This is a genomic window from Stygiolobus sp. CP850M, assembly GCF_037389425.1.
GTDB lineage: Archaea > Thermoproteota > Thermoprotei_A > Sulfolobales > Sulfolobaceae > Stygiolobus.
In genome coordinates this window covers 1-18,883 of sequence record NZ_JBBHKR010000078.1, presented here as the reverse complement: position 1 = coordinate 18,883, position 18,883 = coordinate 1, and the positions used below count along the sequence as shown (strand labels likewise).

The 18,883-nt window shown below is 38.9% G+C and carries 15 protein-coding genes and 1 pseudogene; 9 read left to right on the top strand and 7 right to left on the bottom strand.

The features are described from left to right. Positions 1 to 262: 262 nt before the first annotated feature. The 7 genes from fdhF to WIW89_RS09915 all read right to left on the bottom strand — a co-directional run bounded on the left by fdhF (position 263) and on the right by WIW89_RS09915 (position 7,031). Complete coding sequence (fdhF, locus tag WIW89_RS09945; RefSeq protein WP_337720646.1) at positions 263 to 2,218, bottom strand: formate dehydrogenase subunit alpha; 1,956 nt, start codon at positions 2,216 to 2,218, stop codon at positions 263 to 265. Positions 2,219 to 2,918: 700 nt separating this feature from the next. Continuing rightward, complete coding sequence (locus WIW89_RS09940) at positions 2,919 to 3,320, bottom strand: DUF1641 domain-containing protein (protein WP_337720645.1); 402 nt, start codon at positions 3,318 to 3,320, stop codon at positions 2,919 to 2,921. Continuing rightward, positions 3,321 to 4,469 (bottom strand): NAD(P)/FAD-dependent oxidoreductase, encoded by a 1,149-nt coding sequence (locus WIW89_RS09935; RefSeq protein WP_337720644.1) that lies wholly within the window; start codon positions 4,467 to 4,469, stop codon positions 3,321 to 3,323. Beyond that, positions 4,469 to 4,699 carry a sulfurtransferase TusA family protein gene (locus WIW89_RS09930; RefSeq protein WP_337720643.1) on the bottom strand — a complete coding sequence of 77 codons (231 nt, stop codon included), beginning with the start codon at positions 4,697 to 4,699 and terminating at the stop codon, positions 4,469 to 4,471. The genes WIW89_RS09935 and WIW89_RS09930 overlap by 1 nt, the downstream gene beginning before the upstream one ends. 116 nt (positions 4,700 to 4,815) lie before the next feature. Then, positions 4,816 to 5,541: a class I SAM-dependent methyltransferase gene (locus WIW89_RS09925; protein ID WP_337720642.1), complete on the bottom strand. Its 726-nt coding sequence runs from the start codon at positions 5,539 to 5,541 to the stop codon at positions 4,816 to 4,818. A gap of 15 nt (positions 5,542 to 5,556) precedes the next feature. After that, on the bottom strand, positions 5,557 to 6,078 hold the full coding sequence (locus tag WIW89_RS09920; protein WP_337720641.1) for a hypothetical protein: 522 nt from the start codon (positions 6,076 to 6,078) through the stop codon (positions 5,557 to 5,559). 266 nt (positions 6,079 to 6,344) lie between these two features. Then, entirely contained in the window at positions 6,345 to 7,031 is a 687-nt protein-coding gene (locus WIW89_RS09915) for a hypothetical protein (RefSeq protein ID WP_337720640.1), read from the bottom strand. Between the two features lie 163 nt (positions 7,032 to 7,194). Between WIW89_RS09915 and nrfD the strand changes: the two genes are divergently transcribed. The 9 genes and pseudogenes from nrfD to WIW89_RS09870 all read left to right on the top strand — a co-directional run. Next, positions 7,195 to 8,304: an NrfD/PsrC family molybdoenzyme membrane anchor subunit gene (gene nrfD / locus WIW89_RS09910; RefSeq protein ID WP_337720639.1), complete on the top strand. Its 1,110-nt coding sequence runs from the start codon at positions 7,195 to 7,197 to the stop codon at positions 8,302 to 8,304. A gap of 3 nt (positions 8,305 to 8,307) precedes the next feature. Beyond that, on the top strand, positions 8,308 to 12,006 hold the full coding sequence (locus tag WIW89_RS09905; RefSeq protein ID WP_337720638.1) for a molybdopterin dinucleotide binding domain-containing protein: 3,699 nt from the start codon (positions 8,308 to 8,310) through the stop codon (positions 12,004 to 12,006). Between the two features lie 37 nt (positions 12,007 to 12,043). Then, a complete protein-coding gene (locus WIW89_RS09900) occupies positions 12,044 to 12,853 on the top strand; it encodes a 4Fe-4S dicluster domain-containing protein (RefSeq protein ID WP_337720637.1) in 810 nt (269 codons plus the stop codon). Between the two features lie 5 nt (positions 12,854 to 12,858). Beyond that, on the top strand, positions 12,859 to 13,467 hold the full coding sequence (locus tag WIW89_RS09895) for a molecular chaperone TorD family protein (RefSeq protein ID WP_337720684.1): 609 nt from the start codon (positions 12,859 to 12,861) through the stop codon (positions 13,465 to 13,467). Then, entirely contained in the window at positions 13,457 to 14,716 is a 1,260-nt protein-coding gene (locus WIW89_RS09890) for a 4Fe-4S binding protein (RefSeq protein ID WP_337720636.1), read from the top strand. The genes WIW89_RS09895 and WIW89_RS09890 overlap by 11 nt, the downstream gene beginning before the upstream one ends. Before the next feature lie 146 nt (positions 14,717 to 14,862). After that, positions 14,863 to 15,387 (top strand): TQO small subunit DoxD, encoded by a 525-nt coding sequence (locus tag WIW89_RS09885; protein ID WP_337720635.1) that lies wholly within the window; start codon positions 14,863 to 14,865, stop codon positions 15,385 to 15,387. Positions 15,388 to 15,392: 5 nt separating this feature from the next. After that, positions 15,393 to 15,890, top strand: a complete 498-nt coding sequence (locus WIW89_RS09880) for a TQO small subunit DoxA domain-containing protein (RefSeq protein WP_337720634.1) — start codon at positions 15,393 to 15,395, stop codon at positions 15,888 to 15,890. A gap of 804 nt (positions 15,891 to 16,694) precedes the next feature. Continuing rightward, on the top strand, positions 16,695 to 17,570 hold the full coding sequence (locus WIW89_RS09875; protein ID WP_337720633.1) for an ATP-binding cassette domain-containing protein: 876 nt from the start codon (positions 16,695 to 16,697) through the stop codon (positions 17,568 to 17,570). A gap of 742 nt (positions 17,571 to 18,312) precedes the next feature. After that, positions 18,313 to 18,883 (top strand): annotated as a pseudogene (locus tag WIW89_RS09870) (hypothetical protein); the annotation flags it as partial.

Below are 18,883 nucleotides of genomic sequence, written 5' to 3'. Positions count from 1 at the left end.
ACGCCTCATAGTCGAAACGGGGCACGTTGATATGTAGGTTTTGTCCCGTCTGTAACGGTGGCGTCTTGAATAGATTAGTCACTATACTGTGTCTTGGACTACAGCGTTTACTAAAGGTTGAAAGCTTTGCCTTGACGGTAGACTCGGTCTAATCGGTAAAATAGGATAATTAGGGCAATATTGAGTTATTTGAAAATTCTCTAGCTATAGATTTATTCTAAGAAGGTGATTCCAAGACTACCGTTCCACGGTGAAGGAAAAGTCACTTTGGCAAAATAACGACCTCAGTGGACTTGTAATACGGGATCCTAGTCTCCGGGTCTAACAAATCACAGACCACGTAGTTGACTAAGTCACTGGAGTTGATCATAAACGCGTATCCCCTCTTCAAACTCGCATCACTCTTAGCCTTAACAGTCACCTCACCACACTCGCTCTTTAAAATAACCTCTTGCCCTTCCTTAATTCCCATCTCCTTCATGTCTTCCGCGTTCAAGTACACTACATCCTCCTCACCGTTCATGAAAGTCGTTAACGTATCTGTGTTATACTTAGTAACTATCCTACCCGTGATGAGGATGATACCTTTTCTGTTAATTTGCCTATACTCAACCGGTATGAAATGAGCAAAACCATCGGAAGTATAGAACTTGTTTTCATAAAGTACAGCCTCACCGTTAGGATACCTGCTGTTTTTAGAGTGGTCCATAACGTCCTCAAGTTTCAGTGAGGAATACAACTTCACGACTTTTTTCATCTCTTCGAATACGACCTTAGGGTCTTTACTTGCTTTAAGTCCCAACCTCTCGGACAGTTCAGCCAAGACCCATAAAGACTGTTTAGCTTCACCGGGAGGGTCAACTGTCTTATACCTCCACTTGACCAACCTGTCCAACGAGACTACGGAACCCTCACTCTCCGCCCACATCGCGATCGGCAAAACATAATGGGCTAGTTTCGCAGTGTCTGTCATATAAGAGTCTAAAACTACGACCAGATCCATCTCCTTAAGCCTCTTGATTACCTTGCTCTTATTCGGCAAGCTGTGGGCGACGTTATAGTTGACTAAAATTACTGCCCTGATGTCGTTTTCGGTAAGTAGAGCGTCCGTCACGGTCAAACCCTTTTCTAAAGGTATTTCAAAACCCCACAGTTCTCCCAGTTTCCTAGCGTTTTCCTCGTTTAAAGGTCCGTTGGGTAAAATCCACGGTTTCAGTAAGTCACCCGAACCTTGTACGTTGGATTGTCCCCTATATACTATGGGACCTGCCCCTTTAATCCCTACGTTACCCGTCAATAACATCAAGTTTAAGAAAGCCCTTACGGCGTTAACCCCTCCTCCTTCGCTAAGACCTAAACCCCATGAGAAGATCGTCGGCTTCGTAGTTATCATCTCAGCGAACTTGATAATAAGCTCCTTGGGGACTCCCGTTACCTTCTCAGCCTCTTCTAACGTGTAGCGTGACACGTTCCTCACGTATTCTTCAAAACCTTTAGCTCTACTCTTCACGAACTTTTCGTCGTAAAGACCGTTCTGTATTAAGTAGTTTCCGACAGCGTTATACAAGTAGACGTCAGTACCCTGGTTCACCGGGATGTATAAGTCGGCGAGTTTAGCCGTCTTCGTAAACCTCGGGTCGATTACTATTATTTTCGTCCCGTGCTTCTTAGCCTCCATTAAGTACTCTGTCAACACCGGGTGGCTCTCGGTTATCTGCTCGCCCGCGATAACCAATACTTTTGCGTTAGGTATTTCCTCTACTGAAGTACCTGAAGCCCCGATTCCTACGACCTCCTTTAACGCTGTAGCTGAGGGCTCGTGGCAAATCCTAGCACACGAGTCTACATTATTACTCCCTAAAAACCTTGTTAACTTTGACATCAAGTAGACCTCCTCTAATGTGTTCTGACAACCTCCGTAAATAGCGATAGCTTTTCCTCCGTATTTCTCCTTGACCTCTTTTATCCTCTCGGCTATTTCGCTTAAAGCCTCGTCCCACCCGACCTCTACAAACGAGTCTCCGACCCTCTTTAAGGGCCTCGTTAACCTGCCGGGTAAGTATAAAGTCTTGTGGGCTGTAGCCCCTTTACCGCAAATTTTCCCTTTTGAGACTATGTGATCTTTTTCTGGGATAACCCTAACTACTTTCCCGTTCTCGACGTCCAGTAATAAGCCACAACCAACTCCACAAAAAGGACAAATTGTAGGTGTTATCATAAAATGTATTTAACGTCTGAGTTATTAAATACATGTTACGAAACCCTCAATAAAATGTATTATCGGTGTGAATAACCATATTTCCTTATAAAATTTTAACTTTAATAATTAATTTGTGAAAACATAGTAATTCTAAACATGTAGTTCATATCATCTGTCGGAACTGCAGATCTTTCGTATGCTAGTCTGTCATACAGAGTGTTAGACCCTAAATACTCACAGAGAGATGTGAACATCAGTTAAGGATCATTTCCAAGTGATTAAGACAGAGCTTCTCAGGGAAGAGATAACATATACACCAAGGTAAGAGGCTGAAGTCCCCTATTTCGTTGACATTTTTAGATTTTTGTGAAAATCCTTCATAAATCCCTTCTAATCTCTCGCCTCTTTACATCAGTCGATAAGTCATCATTTTCAATTAGTATAACCCCTTGAAGAGAATCGAAATAGCTGTTGTCCTTCTACAAGTAAAGACAACGATTCAAACACCTCTATTATCCCTGATGACCTTCAATGGTTGATAGGAGTAATAGAGCGCTCTGTCTTTATTAAAATCGAACAAAACTTCCCAGGGTTTGATACACATCACTTCCTGATGGTAGAGTTAAGGTAAGGATAGCGAAATAGTCATAACTACTTGAGTACACAAGTTTTCACGCTTCTTTGGAGTCTGAGTTGGAACGTGTAAATAAAAAAGAACTTACGCTCGTTTACTTTCTGGTTTCGTTTTTTCTCCTATCTTTTCTATAATTTTAATAATTATTCCGAGTCCTCTCTGGAAATTTTCGTTTCTCATTTCTGAGAGTAATTTGGTCACAGTCATTCTCTCAGGATTTTGTATTATTTGGACTACTTCTTCGCTAGTTATAACGTCAATAACTTGTCTAACATTAGGGTCGTTCAATAAGTCTGCGAATTTTTCCAAGATAGGTACGAGTGATAAAATGGAATTCATCAGTGTTCCTAAGTTCCTTATTATTTCATCGTTAAGCCCGATCTCCCTGATCATTTTCAGAATATATGCATATTCAACCAAAGTGTCTATTAATTTATCTTCCTCGAGTAATTTTATGATTCTATTCATGTTCTCATTTTTTTCCACTTAAACCACCCCTCTCGCTGTTAAGCTCCAATACATTCTGTTGTACATAAGTTTCATCCACCAAATTGTGGTAGTGGGTTTCGGCACAGGTAGAACAAAACTGTAATTATATCTGATGTAACTAGAGGTGCCTATTCCACCCACGCAAAAGCAAAAAACAGAGCCATCATAAAGTTCCTTGCCTCCTATACCCAATATATCGTGGACAATATTCTCGCTTACAGGACCGCTCTCGAAATCAGCAACAGAACCGGCTTTAGATATGGGTAAGTCTGTAGTATCACCTATCGCGTATACGTTATCATACCCTTTTACGTTTAAGGTATATTTGTCCACACTCACCCAATTCCTTCTGTCCGCTATTCCTGAATCTCTTAGTACTTCAGCTCCTTTATGAGGAGGAGCTCCTAGCAATAAATCAAAGCCAATTTTTTCACCATCCTGCGATATCAGTGTATTACCCTCTACATGATCAATTATGAAAGGACTTACTATTTCAATTCCCCTTTCCTTGAACATTTCAATGAACATGTCATTGGCTTGTTTTATCCCGAATACTCCGGGTGCTGGGTAAGTATAGATGATCCTCGATTTATCTCTGATTCCCTTTTTCACTAGCAGGTCATGAAGCATTAGAGTCAGTTCTACTGGAGCTACGGGGCACTTTATAGGGAGCCTGGCTACGTTTACTACTATAGTACCTCCCTTAAAGTTATCAAGTACCTCCCTTATTTTCATTACGTCATTAAGATCCCATACTGACAACTCTTTACTTCTTAAACCTGGTATTTCATCCCACGCTAGATGAGATCCGGTTGCTATTACTAAATAATCATAATCATATACAGCTTCGCCGGCTGTAAACACTCGGTGATTTGGTAAATCCAATTTAGTCACTGTTCCCTTATCCCCGCTGATGAACTCAACTTTTGGATCTAATAGACTTCTCTCATCCTTAACTATCTGATCATAATCTTCTAAACCTAAAGCTACGAGAAGTTGTGAAGGTTGATAAACATGGTAGTTCTTCATGTCAAGAACTGTAATCTTAACTTTTCCTTCGTCGATTTCCTTCGACAATTTCTTAGCCAGCTTGTTAGCTACTATTGTTCCCCCTATTCCTCCTCCCAGAATTACTACTTTCTTCATTACCTACCACCTATAGTGATAACAATTTTTCCGTCTTTCTTATCGACGTCTAAAATCTTATATTTGGTTTTTCCTAGAAATTCTCTAAGTTCGTTGAGTTTCCACTCTTGATCCACAATAACTTGAAGTACTTCATCTTTATTAAGTTCCTCAAGAATGGATAAAACCTCGCCTGAGGCGCTTTCACAACTATTAACGTTACTATAATCAAGTATTTTATACACTTTCATATTATTCACTTTCATATTCATCGCCTTATAAGATATCCTTTCCCCCGTTAATTTTAAGAATTACTTTAATTTATTGGAAATATCATAAAAATATCTTTATTTTTGTATAAATAAATCTATGCTTTAGTCTTTCCCTCCCTAAGCTTAACTTCTTGTCTACTTTTCTCATCCTTTCTTTTCAATCCAACGAATATGTAAACCGTGCCAAGAGCTTTTTCTTTAAACACTCTCAACTCAGTGTTTCTTTCAAAGATCCTTTTTAATTCTGAATTAGTCGGAATTTTTCTATAAATGTAATAAATATACTTGTAGTCACTAGGTTTCGCTCCAACTAAACCTGCTAAATAGGGCTGAATAAACCGCAAATAAAACGCTACGTATTTCCTTAAGACCTTATTATCAGATTTTCCCATAGCTATCACTCCTATAGCGTTCTTTGATACTCTTACCATCTCCTTAATAACGGCCTCTACATCGTCGGCTGCATGAAGTGCGAAACTACTCACTACAGCGTCGAAAACATTATCTCTAAAAGGTAAGTTATAAAAAGAGGCCAAGACTTTATCACCTTCAACAAAACTCAGCTTGAGCATGTTTTCCGCGTAGTCTGTCATTACTATCTGGGTTTTCGGAAAGAGCTTGTGAATGATATATGACAACTCTCCTTTACCAGATGCAACGTCCAAGATAATTTTAGGCTCCTTACAATATTTCCTGACAATTCCTATTAGCTCGCTTCTCCATTTGACGTCTTGAAAGAAAGAAATGAGGGCGTTAGCTCTGTCGTAAAACTTAGGTATGTCGTTATATATCCTTCTCAACTCCTCATTAGTCACCGTCATTTATAGCACCTCCAATTAACCTGAGTATTTTCCCCTAATACTATTGAATATGAAGTTCACTAAACCTAAAATTTTCACCACATCACCCATTATCGCCAAATAGGGAAAACTAACTAGATATAGGGGTAACCCGAGGGTATACACTACTGCCCCTAGGAAGAAGAGATAAGCAGAAACCGGACTGTACTCCTTTATTGTTAGGAATATAGAAATACCGGCTATAGGCTCTAGAATATATCCTAAAACTATTAACTCAAGTCCTAAAAATTTACCTTGAAGAATGAAAATGAGCCCTGTGAAGGTTATTATTATAGCCATTGGAGGAAAGACTTTCATTAATATCTCAGCCTTAAGGTTGCAAGTGCTGTATTCCATATAGGCTAAAATGGCGAGACCCCATATTATCCACATTAACGCTTCAGTAGTTACGTTGAATACGAAAATAATTCCGGAAGACGCTAGGAGTATTAAGACTATGAGTATGAATACTCCTGCAACAAGACTTATAATATTACCAAGAATTAATTTTCTGTCCACGAATAAAAACTTTAAGTCCGTAGATATATAAATATCATCTACAAGTGATATATATAGATTTTATTACGGAAATATATTATGCCATCAGCGAGAATATTTAACTCTCACTAATTTTTCAATAATATATGCAGTTAAACACCGTTAAAGATGTATTTTAATATTTTCTTTCTTAAAAAAATGAAATTATATTAGTAATTATGCTTCAATTACTGAGCTATAAAAATTTTGATCTACGTTACACATTATTAATTTTATAATCATTTATTTTACGAGCTTACAATTCCCTCTTTATTAGAAAGCTTTTCAGTGGATGTTAAAATGTTATTACTTTGCCTAGTATTTAAGATATAGTAATGAGGGCAATGAATGTGGCTTACATATCCTTGTTTTTTGCACTTTCCAATCAGGATTTCGTTACCTCTGTTAGTAGTAATAGTTATTAACTTACATCCCTCAAGCTCTACAAAAGGTATTTCGTCTCCTAATTTCTCAGTGATAAATTCCACAAAGTGTCTATGCAGAAGCTTACCTTCTAACGCTTTAACGACAGCCAATCTAAGCAACGGTCTCAGCTCGTTTATATAGTCTAAAATACATGTTTTATTCTCTAAAGCAGTTGTAATTAGACATCTAACTATTGATCTTGTCTTCTCGACATCCTTATCGATCCTTTCCGAGATAGATAACATTATCTTTTCATTTTCTAGACCTTCACTAAATAGGAGATAAAAAAGACCTTTTAAAGTGAGTTCGTATTTTCCTCTGCTGGAATGATAGACGTATCCCAGTCTTTCAAGTCTATTAACTATTCTCCACAACGTAGCTATAGGTATTTTAGTAATTTTCTCTAACTTGTATAGGGACGTTTCAGAGCTAAAAATGTATTTAAGAATTGAAAAATCTCTGCAATCTAATTCTTCTTTACAAAAATATTCCTCTACAGAATTTTTCATAAGTTATTCAAATATATTTTTATATCTCTATGCATATAACGACTCCTTATTAAAATTACAATTTATAATGATTAACAGAGTTGAAAGTTTCCCTGAATATTTTCATTTAAAAGAAAAGAATTTTTTAAATATCGAAGAAAACATAATTAATTTTTGAGAAAGTATGTCCATACCTATAATATTACTAACTGCACCATCTCCGCCATTCTCTTACCCTGTCTCTTGGGGACCGGATATGCCACCGGATCACCAAGCAGTATGGGCAGTAAAGGTAGCATTAGCTTACTTCCTAATAGGACTAGGGAGCATGATAGTAGTGATATCTGCTATAAACGACATTAAAATACCCGTACTAGCCGCCGGAGGTTCAGTAGACTCTATATCAAGGACCGCTAAGTTCAAGTTGTCAATAGGAATAACGAGTTTGGTAGCTATTATACTTGGTCTAGTGTTTCTAGTACTCGATGCAGGTAAACCGTACACTGCGTGGGAGATAATTACCTATGGTCTTACTTACGGTAGATGGGAAAGTTGGATGTTCTTAGGTACAATATTTCTGATAATGATACTTTTGCTAGGCCTAATCTATTCAGCCTTGTGGCTGGGAAATGCGATGCCTAACATCACTATGTTTAAGAAACTCGGCTCATGGTATACGTCTTCTAACCTCAGTTCGAGAACTTCACGATACTTACTCATATCATTAATAACTCTGTTCGGAATTTTAGGAGCTTCTTACGGAGGTGTATTATTTAGCCTGACCAATATTGCACTATGGAGAAATCCGGTACTCGTAATTTTATTTCCAGTCAGTGGTCTTAGCTCTGCAGCTGCCGTAGGGATGTTATTAACTACGGTGTTTATTAAGGACGAATCTAGTAAAGAGCACAACACTTTGCTATGGTCAACTATTGACTTATACTCAGTAATAGCTGAAGCAATATTAACAGCAATGTTTCTAGCAATAGGAGTTTATAATCCCAATGCGTCTATGTCGGTAAATCAAGTTCTATTTGGAGCTTACTCCTTGTATTTCTGGGTATTAGTAGTAACATTAGGTGTAGCTATTCCTATGCTCCTAGAGATCTCTCTACATAAGATAAGCCCTAAAAAATACATTTACTTTGTGCCGATAATCACCATCCTGATCCTAATAGGGGCCGTCTCTTTGAGATATTACGTGGTCATTGCCTCCGCATATTATTATGGTCCTATAAGTCCATTCTCCCCTACTCAAATGCAATTCCCGTGGGGAACCGTGTGGGGTGAGTAAGAGATGTTGAAACTAACTAGAAGGGATTTCATAAAGCTAAGCGGAGCAGTATCTGCAGGAATAGCCCTAACATACATGGCAACCAAAGGTTCCTTCACAAGTAAACTATTCGTCGAGTCTCAAACAGAAGAGGCAACAGCTCCACAAGATGAGGACGTCATAGCGTTCAGCACATGTTATATGTGTCTAGGAAGGTGTACGATGCAATACCAGATAACAGCTAATAACCTAATAAGATATGCTGGGGGCGATATTTACGGTAGGGTTAACAACGGAGCTACGTGTCCTATTGGGCCAACAGCAGCAATGCACTACCTAAGTCCCGCAAGGATGAAGTATCCGTTACTAAGACCTCCTACTGTACAGAGGGGTACTGGACAGTTCATTAGAATAGACTGGGAAGATCTTTACGATATTCTGTTAAACGGAGATAACGCACAATTCCTGCAGGAAAGAGGATGGAAATATGGTTTTAAAGGGCTAAAACAGATATACCAGTGTTGTCCTGAAAAGTTCGTGTTCGTTACCGGGCGTGACCAGTATAACCCAAGTGAAAACAGATACTTTGGTGCTATGTTCGGCACTCCCAATGAATACGAACATGGCGGATTCTGTGCAGCTAATGTTGCAATAGGAGCAGTATATGTAGCAGGCTCTACCTATTGGGAATACGGATATTTTGATGATCACTACGCAAAAGTCTTAATACTTTCGGGAGTTACACAAGACCACTTCCCGACAGGATTAAGAAGAAGAATAACGATGATTAAAGAGCGTGGTGGAACAATAATACTCATCCAGCCCGATAGACAACCCAACGTTGGTCCTATATCGAATATTTGGGTACCGATTAGACCGGCTCATGACGGTCTTTTAATAAGTTCAATAATTCATGAATTGTTGAGGTTACATGAAGAGGGGATGAGCCAGACACCGCCAACGCCGTATATAGATGAGGAATACTTGAGATGGTATACGAATGCCCCATGGTTGGTAATCACAAATCCTGATGGGACCATAGATCCACCTTCGGCATCTAACATAGGGCTCTTCCTGAGAGTGACTAATAAGAATGGAGAGTGGACTCCAGCGGTCATGGGTAGCGACGGTAATGTTTACGCTTTCACAGACATTCCGTGGCAGAACGGAGTATATCCGGTCTTAGAATATGAAGGAGATTTAACCGTACCCGTAGGCCCAGACACTACTGAGACGATTACGGTTCATGTAAAGTCGGCGTTTAAACTACTTAAGGAGCAATTCCTAGTGGACGATTATGCGCCTGAAAACGTAGAAGCTGAAGTAGGTTATCCAGCGGAGGAGATAACAAATCTAGCTAAGTTACTAGGAGATACTGCGATGAGAAGCCCCGTAATAATAGAAGCTGAATGGGTGGACTATCTAGGTAGGAAACATGAAGAGTTCATAGGAAGGCCAGTGGCAACATATATCATGAGAGGTATATCTGCACATACGAACGGATTTAATACTACTAGACTGATCATGGTTCTCGAAGCATTACTTGGAGCGATTGACACCCCTGGTGGGTACAGAGCCAAATACCCATATCCAAAGCCAGTACCAGACGGAGATTTCTGGCCGGCGTATGAAGCCGTGCCTGACCCAAGGGCCAGAATAACGCAAGATGACGTTAATAGTGGAGAGATTCCGACTGTTGGTCCTAACGGAGAGAGTTATGTGGGTACACTAGGAGGGATCCTAATAAACGAAAGAGTATATAACGATGGTACGGTAAAAGTGCTTAAGGTTCAAAAAGTTCATTACCCTACAGTAATTACTTCAACAACAAATCCTTTCCTATACACACCTGATATGTTAGCGATTGACGAAAACGGAAGGCCATTATTAATCGATAGAGCGTACAGCTGGGAATTTCCGTTTGCTCAGCACAGATCTTATAACGTGACAATGTGGGATGCTGGATTCCAGTTCCCGTATAATGTAGAGTTCCTCCTATGGCATATAACTAACCCCTATTGGGATAATAGTTACGACCTTGATAAGGATATTAGGTTAGCGTTAAAGCAGAACCCAGACGGAACTTATGCTATTCCATTTATCGCTATAGTTGATACGTTCTACGGCAACAGCGTCCCGTTTGCTGACCTAGTGTTAGCAGATACCACTTTCCTTGAAAGATACGGAGAACACAGTACTTTAGATAGGCCCATTACAACCCCTGACATAGTAGCTGATAGCATAGAACACCCCATCTTACCACCCTTATTCCACGCAAGACCTTTCAGTGACGTAGAAATAGAAATAGGTTACTTACTAGGTTTATCTGCATTCCAAAACCCAGACGGAAGTCCTAAGTATCCTAACGGCTTCGGAGACTTTTTGTGGAAGTGGCAGATAGCACCAGGGGTAGGGATGTTAATTGCGGGAAGAGGACAAGATGGAACGGAGTGTTGTAAGGGAGATCCGAACCCCAACCAGGTGAAGCTGTATACATACCCTGGTAAGATTCCCGCATATAATTATGGTAACGCTCAGACCTACCCTGGACCACAAGAGTTCCCCGTAACTAACGGAGAATTACCTCCAAATGTTCCAAAAGGAACACAAAAGATAGGCCATGCATTGGGCGAGTACGAACTACCATTGAACATAAGGTATTATAGACATGTAAACATGTACTATCTGCAATGGGCTCACAGCATGGGATTAGTACCTTATGTGAAGCCTATAGTAGTCCAAATATATTCCGAGCCTGTTGCAAGGTTTAGGCTAGCAGCTTACGGGATGTGGAAAGGCTACAATGCATACTTCTACTACATGTATAAGAAGACCGGTAACATGCAGTACTTACAATTAGCACAACAGAACGCTAACGTACCTAATGATGAATACGGTAGTTATATTGCTAAAATAAAGAAAATAGCCTTCTGGCCTATACCTAAGTGGTATCCACCGTTAAGCTGGACAAGTGACGGCTTCGACCCGAATAGCTTCCCACTACAGACGGAGAATAGGCATACAACACCTTGGTTCTATCATCACTGGGAGAACCATAATCCGTGGTTGAGACCTTTGCTGAGGTTTACTCCAGTGTTTATGAATCCTTCAGATTGTCAGAAATACGGAATAACTGATATGGATTGGGTCGAATTTGAATCATGGACCGGTGAGAAAGTTAGGGCTATGGTAGTATGCGATGAGACTACAAGACCCGGTGTAGTGTGGTATTGGAAGGCTAGGAACATAAGACCCGGAACACTAGCCATACCTACCAACAGTCCTGAGGCTACAATATCTACAATGTTTAATGATGTATACTCCATGATTCTACCACCAAGTATGGGAGGTGCGGATCCACAATCTTACAATAATCTTGACTATGATACACTTATAGGTAGTAAAGGACCTAATCCTGCATTGCTAAACTATGATCCATTTACTGGAAAGACCTCTTGGGGAGATTTGAGATTTAAAGTCAGTGCAGTGTTAGGTAAAGGTTCTTACACTGTTAGCTATGGTTTATCAGATCCTTACGTATTAACTCCGGCTTCCGCACCGTATAACCCGCCACCCAACTTACAATATCTACAGTATAATGCTTACAAGTCTCCAGAAGAGATGGGAATAACATGGTATAAGGTAAATCAGGAGTACTATCAGTGGCAGCAGCAGAAACAAGTTATAAGACCCCAGAGTCAACAGTCGTCCAACTCAAGTTAGTTCTTTTTTTTTAACTAAGTCCATGAGGTGAAAATTCATGTCCACTCCCAAACCCCTACACAAACTAGTCATAATAACAGACCTGAATAAGTGTTTCGGATGTAATGCATGTCAGCTCAATTGTAAGTCGTGGCATACTAGTTCAGTTTTCGGTCCATTGACAGATCTAGATCCATGGGGTGCCGAACCGTTCTCCCTTTACTTAATGAGAGTTATAAGAACAGAACAAGGAACATATCCTAATGTTAGGACTATACCTATACCGATAAGCTGTTTCCACTGTGAAGACGCTCCATGCGTAAAAGTCTGTCCTACCGGGGCGATACACAAGAGACTAGTAGACGGAGTCGTAGTAATAGACTATGAAATATGTCAAGGGTTTAGGTACTGTATAAACGCTTGCCCATACGGTAACATAGATTACGACCCGATAGAAGGAGTGAGTAAAAAGTGTATACTCTGTGTTGATAGACTTTACGACGAGAGTTTACCAGAGTACGAGAGAATTCCGGCTTGTGTAAGAGGATGTCCAGCAGGGGCTAGAGTTTTCGGAGACTTAAGTGATCCTAACAGCGAAGTCAGCAGAATAGTTGCGGAATATGGTGGTTTTGTATTAGGAGAACAGTATGGTACTAAGCCAGAAGAAGAATACTTGCCAATCAGAGGACCATCAAAGGGACCTTTCTCTAATGAACCAGAATTACCTTTAGAACAAAGATTCGCTGAGAGAACTGGTGCAATAGACAACGCCCCCGTAAATGTTATTAAGGATGCACAAAGCTTAGGACTTACACCACAAGACTTAAGGACTTATAAGAGAAACGAAAAGAATGTATTACCGTTGTGATAAACATGGTTGAGTTCATGGTTCAAGACAATTTGAGTTTTTTCACGTCAAAGGTATTTGATGTCTTAGCTCAGGCCTTTCATTACCCATATAAGCTTAAAGATGTGCAAAACTTAAGGAATAACATTCACGAGATAGAGGTATATATAAGTTCTTTCTGCAACGAGAATGTTAAGCGGGCGTTTCACACTTTCAAGAGCCTCGTGGATGGTATCACAGATATTGACAAGCTAACTGACGTTGAAATACAGTTCGTAGAGCTCGATAAACCTTATAATACTAATTTATCTCTATACGAAAGTATTCAGAGGACAGGTTACTACGACTTAATAATAGTGAGTGATTTAAGAAATATCTACAATTTAGTAGGACTTAACTCCAAGGAAGAACCTGATCATATTTCTACTGAGTTCGGTTTTCTCTCCCTTATGTATCTGCTGAAATCTTCCAGAAACGAAAAAGTAGATGATATAATAGATTTCTTTCTTGAGACTCACGTTAAGAAGTGGGTTCCAACCCTTCTAAACAATCTAGCCCAATCTAATTACCCGTACTTCAAGATTTTGGCAGAATTTACTAAAGAGTTTATGAGGTGTATTGGGATTGAAGATTAAGTTGTTTAACGTGCGTGACCCAGAGAGGCTTATCGAGAGAGTAAAGAATTTGTGGCCATTATATTTATCGCAGCCTCTATTTGAAATAATCAAGAGTTTTGAGTGTGATCAAGAAGATAAGTTCATCGTAGTGTCTGATAAACCAGTGAAAATAGACGGGGAGTGTTCATATTTTTGGTCAAGACCTGATCCACTACAGATAGTGATCAGAGCGATACAACTAACCTATGCACCAGTGGAAAAAACTTACAGTAGACGGAGTTTTATCAGCGGTAAGCAATATGAGAGGTTAGTTAAGGCACCAAAGGTCTCCGATCGCTGCTTATCTAGTATAGGCTGTTCACAGTGTTTATCTTCATGTCCTAACTCAGCCTTACAAAAGGTTGAGGGTAAGATTGTAATTGATACGGTAAAGTGCACTAACTGCGGTCTGTGTTCTGCCTCGTGCCCAATAGGTGCTATAGATTCTCCTTACTTTAACTGGAACGGTATAACAGTGCTGAGCAAGAGCATTAAAAATAACAATCTCACAGTCAGTTGTGAGCCCGAAAGCGGTGATCTGATAATTCCTTGTATTGGGTATTTAGGGATTGAAGAGATAACAGTTTTGGAGGAACACTTTAACCTTAAGTTAATATGCCCTAATGAAAAATGTATAAACAGGAGAGCTGCTGAAAAGGCACTTACTATTCATGGAGAGATAAAGAAAAAGATTAAAAAAGAGACTACTCCAGATTTAGTAGGAATAAAGAGGAACGATTATGTTAAGGCAGTAAACAAGGGTAAATTAGAAGGAGAGAGCACTTTAGATATCCATGCATATAAGGTTGACATCAATGATAACTGTACGCTTTGTGGTGTTTGTGCTAAAAAGTGTCCTACTGGAGCTCTTTCAATGTCCTCTAACGAGAAGGCTGTTATGATTTTGAATGAGCCACACAAGTGTATAGGTTGTAACTTATGTGTGACTTTATGTAAGGAAAGTGCAATTAAGGTGAGGAAGATAAATAATTACGAATACCTAAGGGAGGACTACGTATACAGTGTAACCGAAGATGAAATCGCGAGATGTAAGGGATGTGGAAAGCCAATTGGGAGTAAAAGGATGATATTGAAGATTTCTAAAATCGTAGGCAAAGATCCTGAAGAGCTCATGTATTGTAACGATTGTAAGCAGAAAATTACGGCTGAAAAGATATTGCGTGGCTGGACAGAGAAATTTGGGGAAGTAAGAAAAAGTAAGATATAACTATTAATAAAAATAAGTTTAATTTTTTGTTGTAAAAAAATTTTGATACCAATTTAATTCCTACTGTTAATTAGATTTTATAGTAAGTTTATATGGAAAGATTTAAAATCTCTAAATCTATAATTATCATTATAGAGTGAAGTAATATGGCACAAGTAAAAGTTGATACAACACAAAAGTACTTGCCGATACTGAGATTGACGCTCGGCTGGATGTACTTATCAGCGGCAATAAGGAGAACTATAAATGTTCCGGCAAAACTAAATCCTAATTCATCGGCATACGTAGGCGGAAAACTAATAACTTTCGTTCCTCACGCGTGGGCTCCGATAAAGGGAATGTTAATAATGGTACTAGATAACCCTGGCTTGCTTTATACATTCATAATCATGTTTACAGCATTAGAAGGTATATTCGGATTGTTATTAATGTTGGGAGGGTTTACCAGACTTTCTGGTTTTGTAATAGCGATACTTGCGTGGGGAATAGGAGCTGCAGGTGGTTGGTTAGGCTCGACTTGCGTAGATGAATGGCAAATAGCTGCTACAGAGGGTGCAGCCGCCTTCATGTTCATGTTTACTGGTAGCAGATGGTTATCAATAGATCAGCTTCTTGCAAGTAAATACCCTGATGGAGTTAAGATAGGTAAAATAAGAATATTACTGTGGTGAGACATATGATGAAGGAATCATCAATTGCTATTCTTGCCATGCTTTTGGCCACTGGGATCACATTTGGGTTATATCAGATAAACTTTCAGGGATTTACTCACTTGACAAACTATTCTAAAACTCCAGCTTACGACTTGACAGGGACTAGGCTATATTCGAACGGTACTCTGTTCCTACAAATTGCCAGAACTGCAGGTCCCGATACCTATGGAGGATTTATAGTCCTTGTCCAAATCCTTTATCCTAACGGCACTGTGTTATACCAGTGGAACGCTCAGCAGTTAGGTCATATATCTAATAATGATATAATAAATCAATTCCCGTTGCATCCTGCGAAGTCTGACGGTTTCGCCCTTGTAGTGCCTTTAGGACAGAACGCTACCATTATACTACATGTACCGTTCCACATAAACCCGGGTAAATATATAGTTAGAGTTTATGATGTAGACGGCTCATACAGTGCTTACGGTATTAAGTTCCAGACAGAAGTAACTGTAGAGTAATTTTTTTTAGTTTTTTATTTTCATAACTTTATTTAAAATTAAATAATATATAGGAGTGATGAAAATTTTTCTGTAATTTATTAATTTTTGTTTAACCATTCTATCCGCATAAAATTTAGTAATTTAAGCTAAATCGATATATAGTATCACATGTAGTCTGTGTTTAATCTACATTATAAAGAATGTTCAGCTATGTATTATAAACGGGAAGAACTTAATATATACAACTAAAGTTCGGGATTTAGGCCGAGCTTAAACACTCGCACTAAAGGGCGAGTAAGAAGACAGATGTCTAGGGATTTCCTTAAAAGGTATGCTGCTGGAACTAGCGTAGAACATAGTCAGAAAATTATTGAAGTCATACTGACGAGGTTTGTGGATAAGTAATAAGATTATGAAAAGAGAGGAGTACATTGCTGAAGAGAGAGTGATAAATAATTTATCGTGAAGTTAAACAACTCTCTCTTAAGATAAACGCTTAAGAATGTTAGCGCTAGTAGGTTTGAGTCAAAGTAGACACAGAATCGAAGTATCTTTTACGTGTAAGTGTCTCTATAAGCCCCTTATAATCTAAGTAGTTTTAACTAGTTCTGTTTAGCGAGTTTTAGACTTCTATCTGTATCATGCTTTCTACAGCTAGAATTCTTAAAGGATGTCAATTAATTCATGACCTTTTATAACTTTTTAAGGGATAGCGGCTAATTAAAAACGGTAAGATTTTTTCACCCTCGGTAAAAATTTTCACGTGGTCTCATTTAATCTAGCTCAGTCATATTTATATTATGCTAAAGAGGTGAGTATCTAGTGAAAGTCACAGTAAGAGGAATAGGAGCTATCCGAGACGTTAGTTTTTCGTTGGACAAGACTACTGTTATAACTGGGAATAACGGCACTGGTAAAACCACTCTTCTCTTAACTTTATACGCATTAATCAACGCCTGGGCAAAGGAAGTTAAGATGAAGTCTTTACAAGTAGATGATAATTTCAAAAAGGCTTTATCATACACTTTAAAGAGGAGTATAGAAGAAACTTTCCGCTCTGACGTTAAGGAGATTATTAACGGAGAGGGTGAGGTAATCTTTGAGGGTGAGTTAGGAACTATGTCCGTAAAGATCACGAGAGAAGAAGTGAACGTGGGATTAGCCCTCAACAAAGACGTTAAATTTGAAGTAAGGGAGGTGGAAAATAAAGATTTACCAGTAGGAGAGATCCAGGTTAACGTTAAAGGTACCACCATAGAACTAGTATACGGTAGTAATGGGAAAGAGAAATACCAATATTTCGATCTACTCAAGGACTTATTGAAAGATGTGGAGGGTAACGCAGTGGTTAACTCCTTCTTAGACTTATTCTTTTTGGGCTTAAGACCAGCTGCTTTAGTTATTGAGGCTAAAGGTGAAGCGATTATCAGAGATAAAAAGGTGACTATCACGGATTTCGGCGTATTTATAGACGGTAAGAAGTACCCAGTTATTTCTCACGGTCTGAAGAGGATTGCTGAGATTGTGATTTCAAGCAAGAAAGGTGAACTAGTGCTTATCGACGATGCAGAGGTTTACCTTGATGAAGAGATGAAGAAAGTGTTAGTAGAGGAGGTAGTTAATAAGAAAAAAGTAATTATGACAACGAGGGATAAGTCCTTTTCCTCTATGTTCGACAACGTTGTAAATTTAAGCTAAGAGAAAAACTATTCATTATTGTTTAGGGCCAGAATTTGATAAAAGGGGAAATGCAGATTTCATTATTAACATTAAGGTATTCATAAGCTCTCAACTATTGATAACAGTTTAGTTAATCTCGTGAAGACCGTGACAGAAGGGGAAAGCGTTCGGGAGGGGTTATTTCGAGCTGTTCTTTACCTAAAGTCACTTTAATATCGTAATTGAGTACTTGGCATCTTCCGACACAAGGTCTACGATAAGTCCCGGTCTAGCAACTTTAGTATCTCTGACAGTTAAAGCCAACCATTCCCTTTCTATTTCTACATGACATTTGAATAAACGACTCTCCTGGCACGAGATTTTAACACAAGATTTTTAACGGTAGGTTGAGTCAAACTTTTCCTAATCTTTTCTAGGTCGTTAGGACTCTTCTAATAAGGGATAATGATTTCCTCAAATTCCCTCGTACTTAATTTAAATTATTTCAGTGATTAAAAAAAGACTTCGGTCTCAGCTCAAAGTAAGCCTCCTCCAGCGTGTTATCTACAAATCGCTCATAATTCGTCTATATCCCTTAATATACCTAAATTCACGAACTGCTGAGATACTGCAAAGCTACGCGAGTGTGTTCGCCCCAATTCCTCTTCTTGAGATAAATAATCTTTTTAACATAATACAAATCTCTAAAGATATAATTATTATATCTGTTTTTTGATTATCTCCAAATAACTTATAATCCTTGACTCAAAAGTAATTAAATATGAGCGGGAGGATCGCTGACGAGATACTTAACAATCCTCAATTACTTTCAGCATTAGCTGAGAAAATTTATGAAAAGCTTAAGGACGAAATCGTGATAAAGAAGTTAGAAGAGAATAGCAAGAGTATAAAAGCCTTGCAGGAAGAGATTAGAAAACATTCAGAGGTAATTGCATCTTTACAACAAACTGTTAATCGACACACAGAGGCCATTGTGTCTCTTCAGCAGGGTGTTAAGTCTTTGCAGGAGACTGTAGATAGGCATACAGAAGCAATCAAGTCTCTTCAAGAAGCTGTTAAGAAGCAAGGGGAAGCTATTGCGTCTCTTCAAGAGACTGTTAATCGACACACATTAGCCATTGAGGGGCTTCAAGAAGCTGTTAAGAAGCAAGGGGAAGCTATTGCGTCTCTTCAAGAGACTGTAGATAGGCATACAGAAGCAATCAAGTCTCTTCAAGAAGCTGTTAAGAAGCAAGGGGAAGCTATTGCGTCTCTTCAAGAGACTGTAGATAGGCATACAGAAGCAATCAAGTCTCTTCAAGAAGCTGTTAAGAAGCAAGGGGAAGCTATTG

Coding starts and splice junctions, on each gene's coding strand:
- fdhF (WP_337720646.1), bottom strand. CDS start 2,218: ATGATAACACCTACAATTTGTCCTTTTTGTGGAGTTGGTTGTGGCTTA.
- WIW89_RS09935 (WP_337720644.1), bottom strand. CDS start 4,469: ATGAAGAAAGTAGTAATTCTGGGAGGAGGAATAGGGGGAACAATAGTA.
- WIW89_RS09930 (WP_337720643.1), bottom strand. CDS start 4,699: ATGAAAGTGTATAAAATACTTGATTATAGTAACGTTAATAGTTGTGAA.
- WIW89_RS09925 (WP_337720642.1), bottom strand. CDS start 5,541: ATGACGGTGACTAATGAGGAGTTGAGAAGGATATATAACGACATACCT.
- WIW89_RS09915 (WP_337720640.1), bottom strand. CDS start 7,031: ATGAAAAATTCTGTAGAGGAATATTTTTGTAAAGAAGAATTAGATTGC.
- nrfD (WP_337720639.1), top strand. CDS start 7,195: ATGTCCATACCTATAATATTACTAACTGCACCATCTCCGCCATTCTCT.
- WIW89_RS09905 (WP_337720638.1), top strand. CDS start 8,308: ATGTTGAAACTAACTAGAAGGGATTTCATAAAGCTAAGCGGAGCAGTA.
- WIW89_RS09900 (WP_337720637.1), top strand. CDS start 12,044: ATGTCCACTCCCAAACCCCTACACAAACTAGTCATAATAACAGACCTG.
- WIW89_RS09895 (WP_337720684.1), top strand. CDS start 12,859: ATGGTTGAGTTCATGGTTCAAGACAATTTGAGTTTTTTCACGTCAAAG.
- WIW89_RS09885 (WP_337720635.1), top strand. CDS start 14,863: ATGGCACAAGTAAAAGTTGATACAACACAAAAGTACTTGCCGATACTG.
- WIW89_RS09880 (WP_337720634.1), top strand. CDS start 15,393: ATGATGAAGGAATCATCAATTGCTATTCTTGCCATGCTTTTGGCCACT.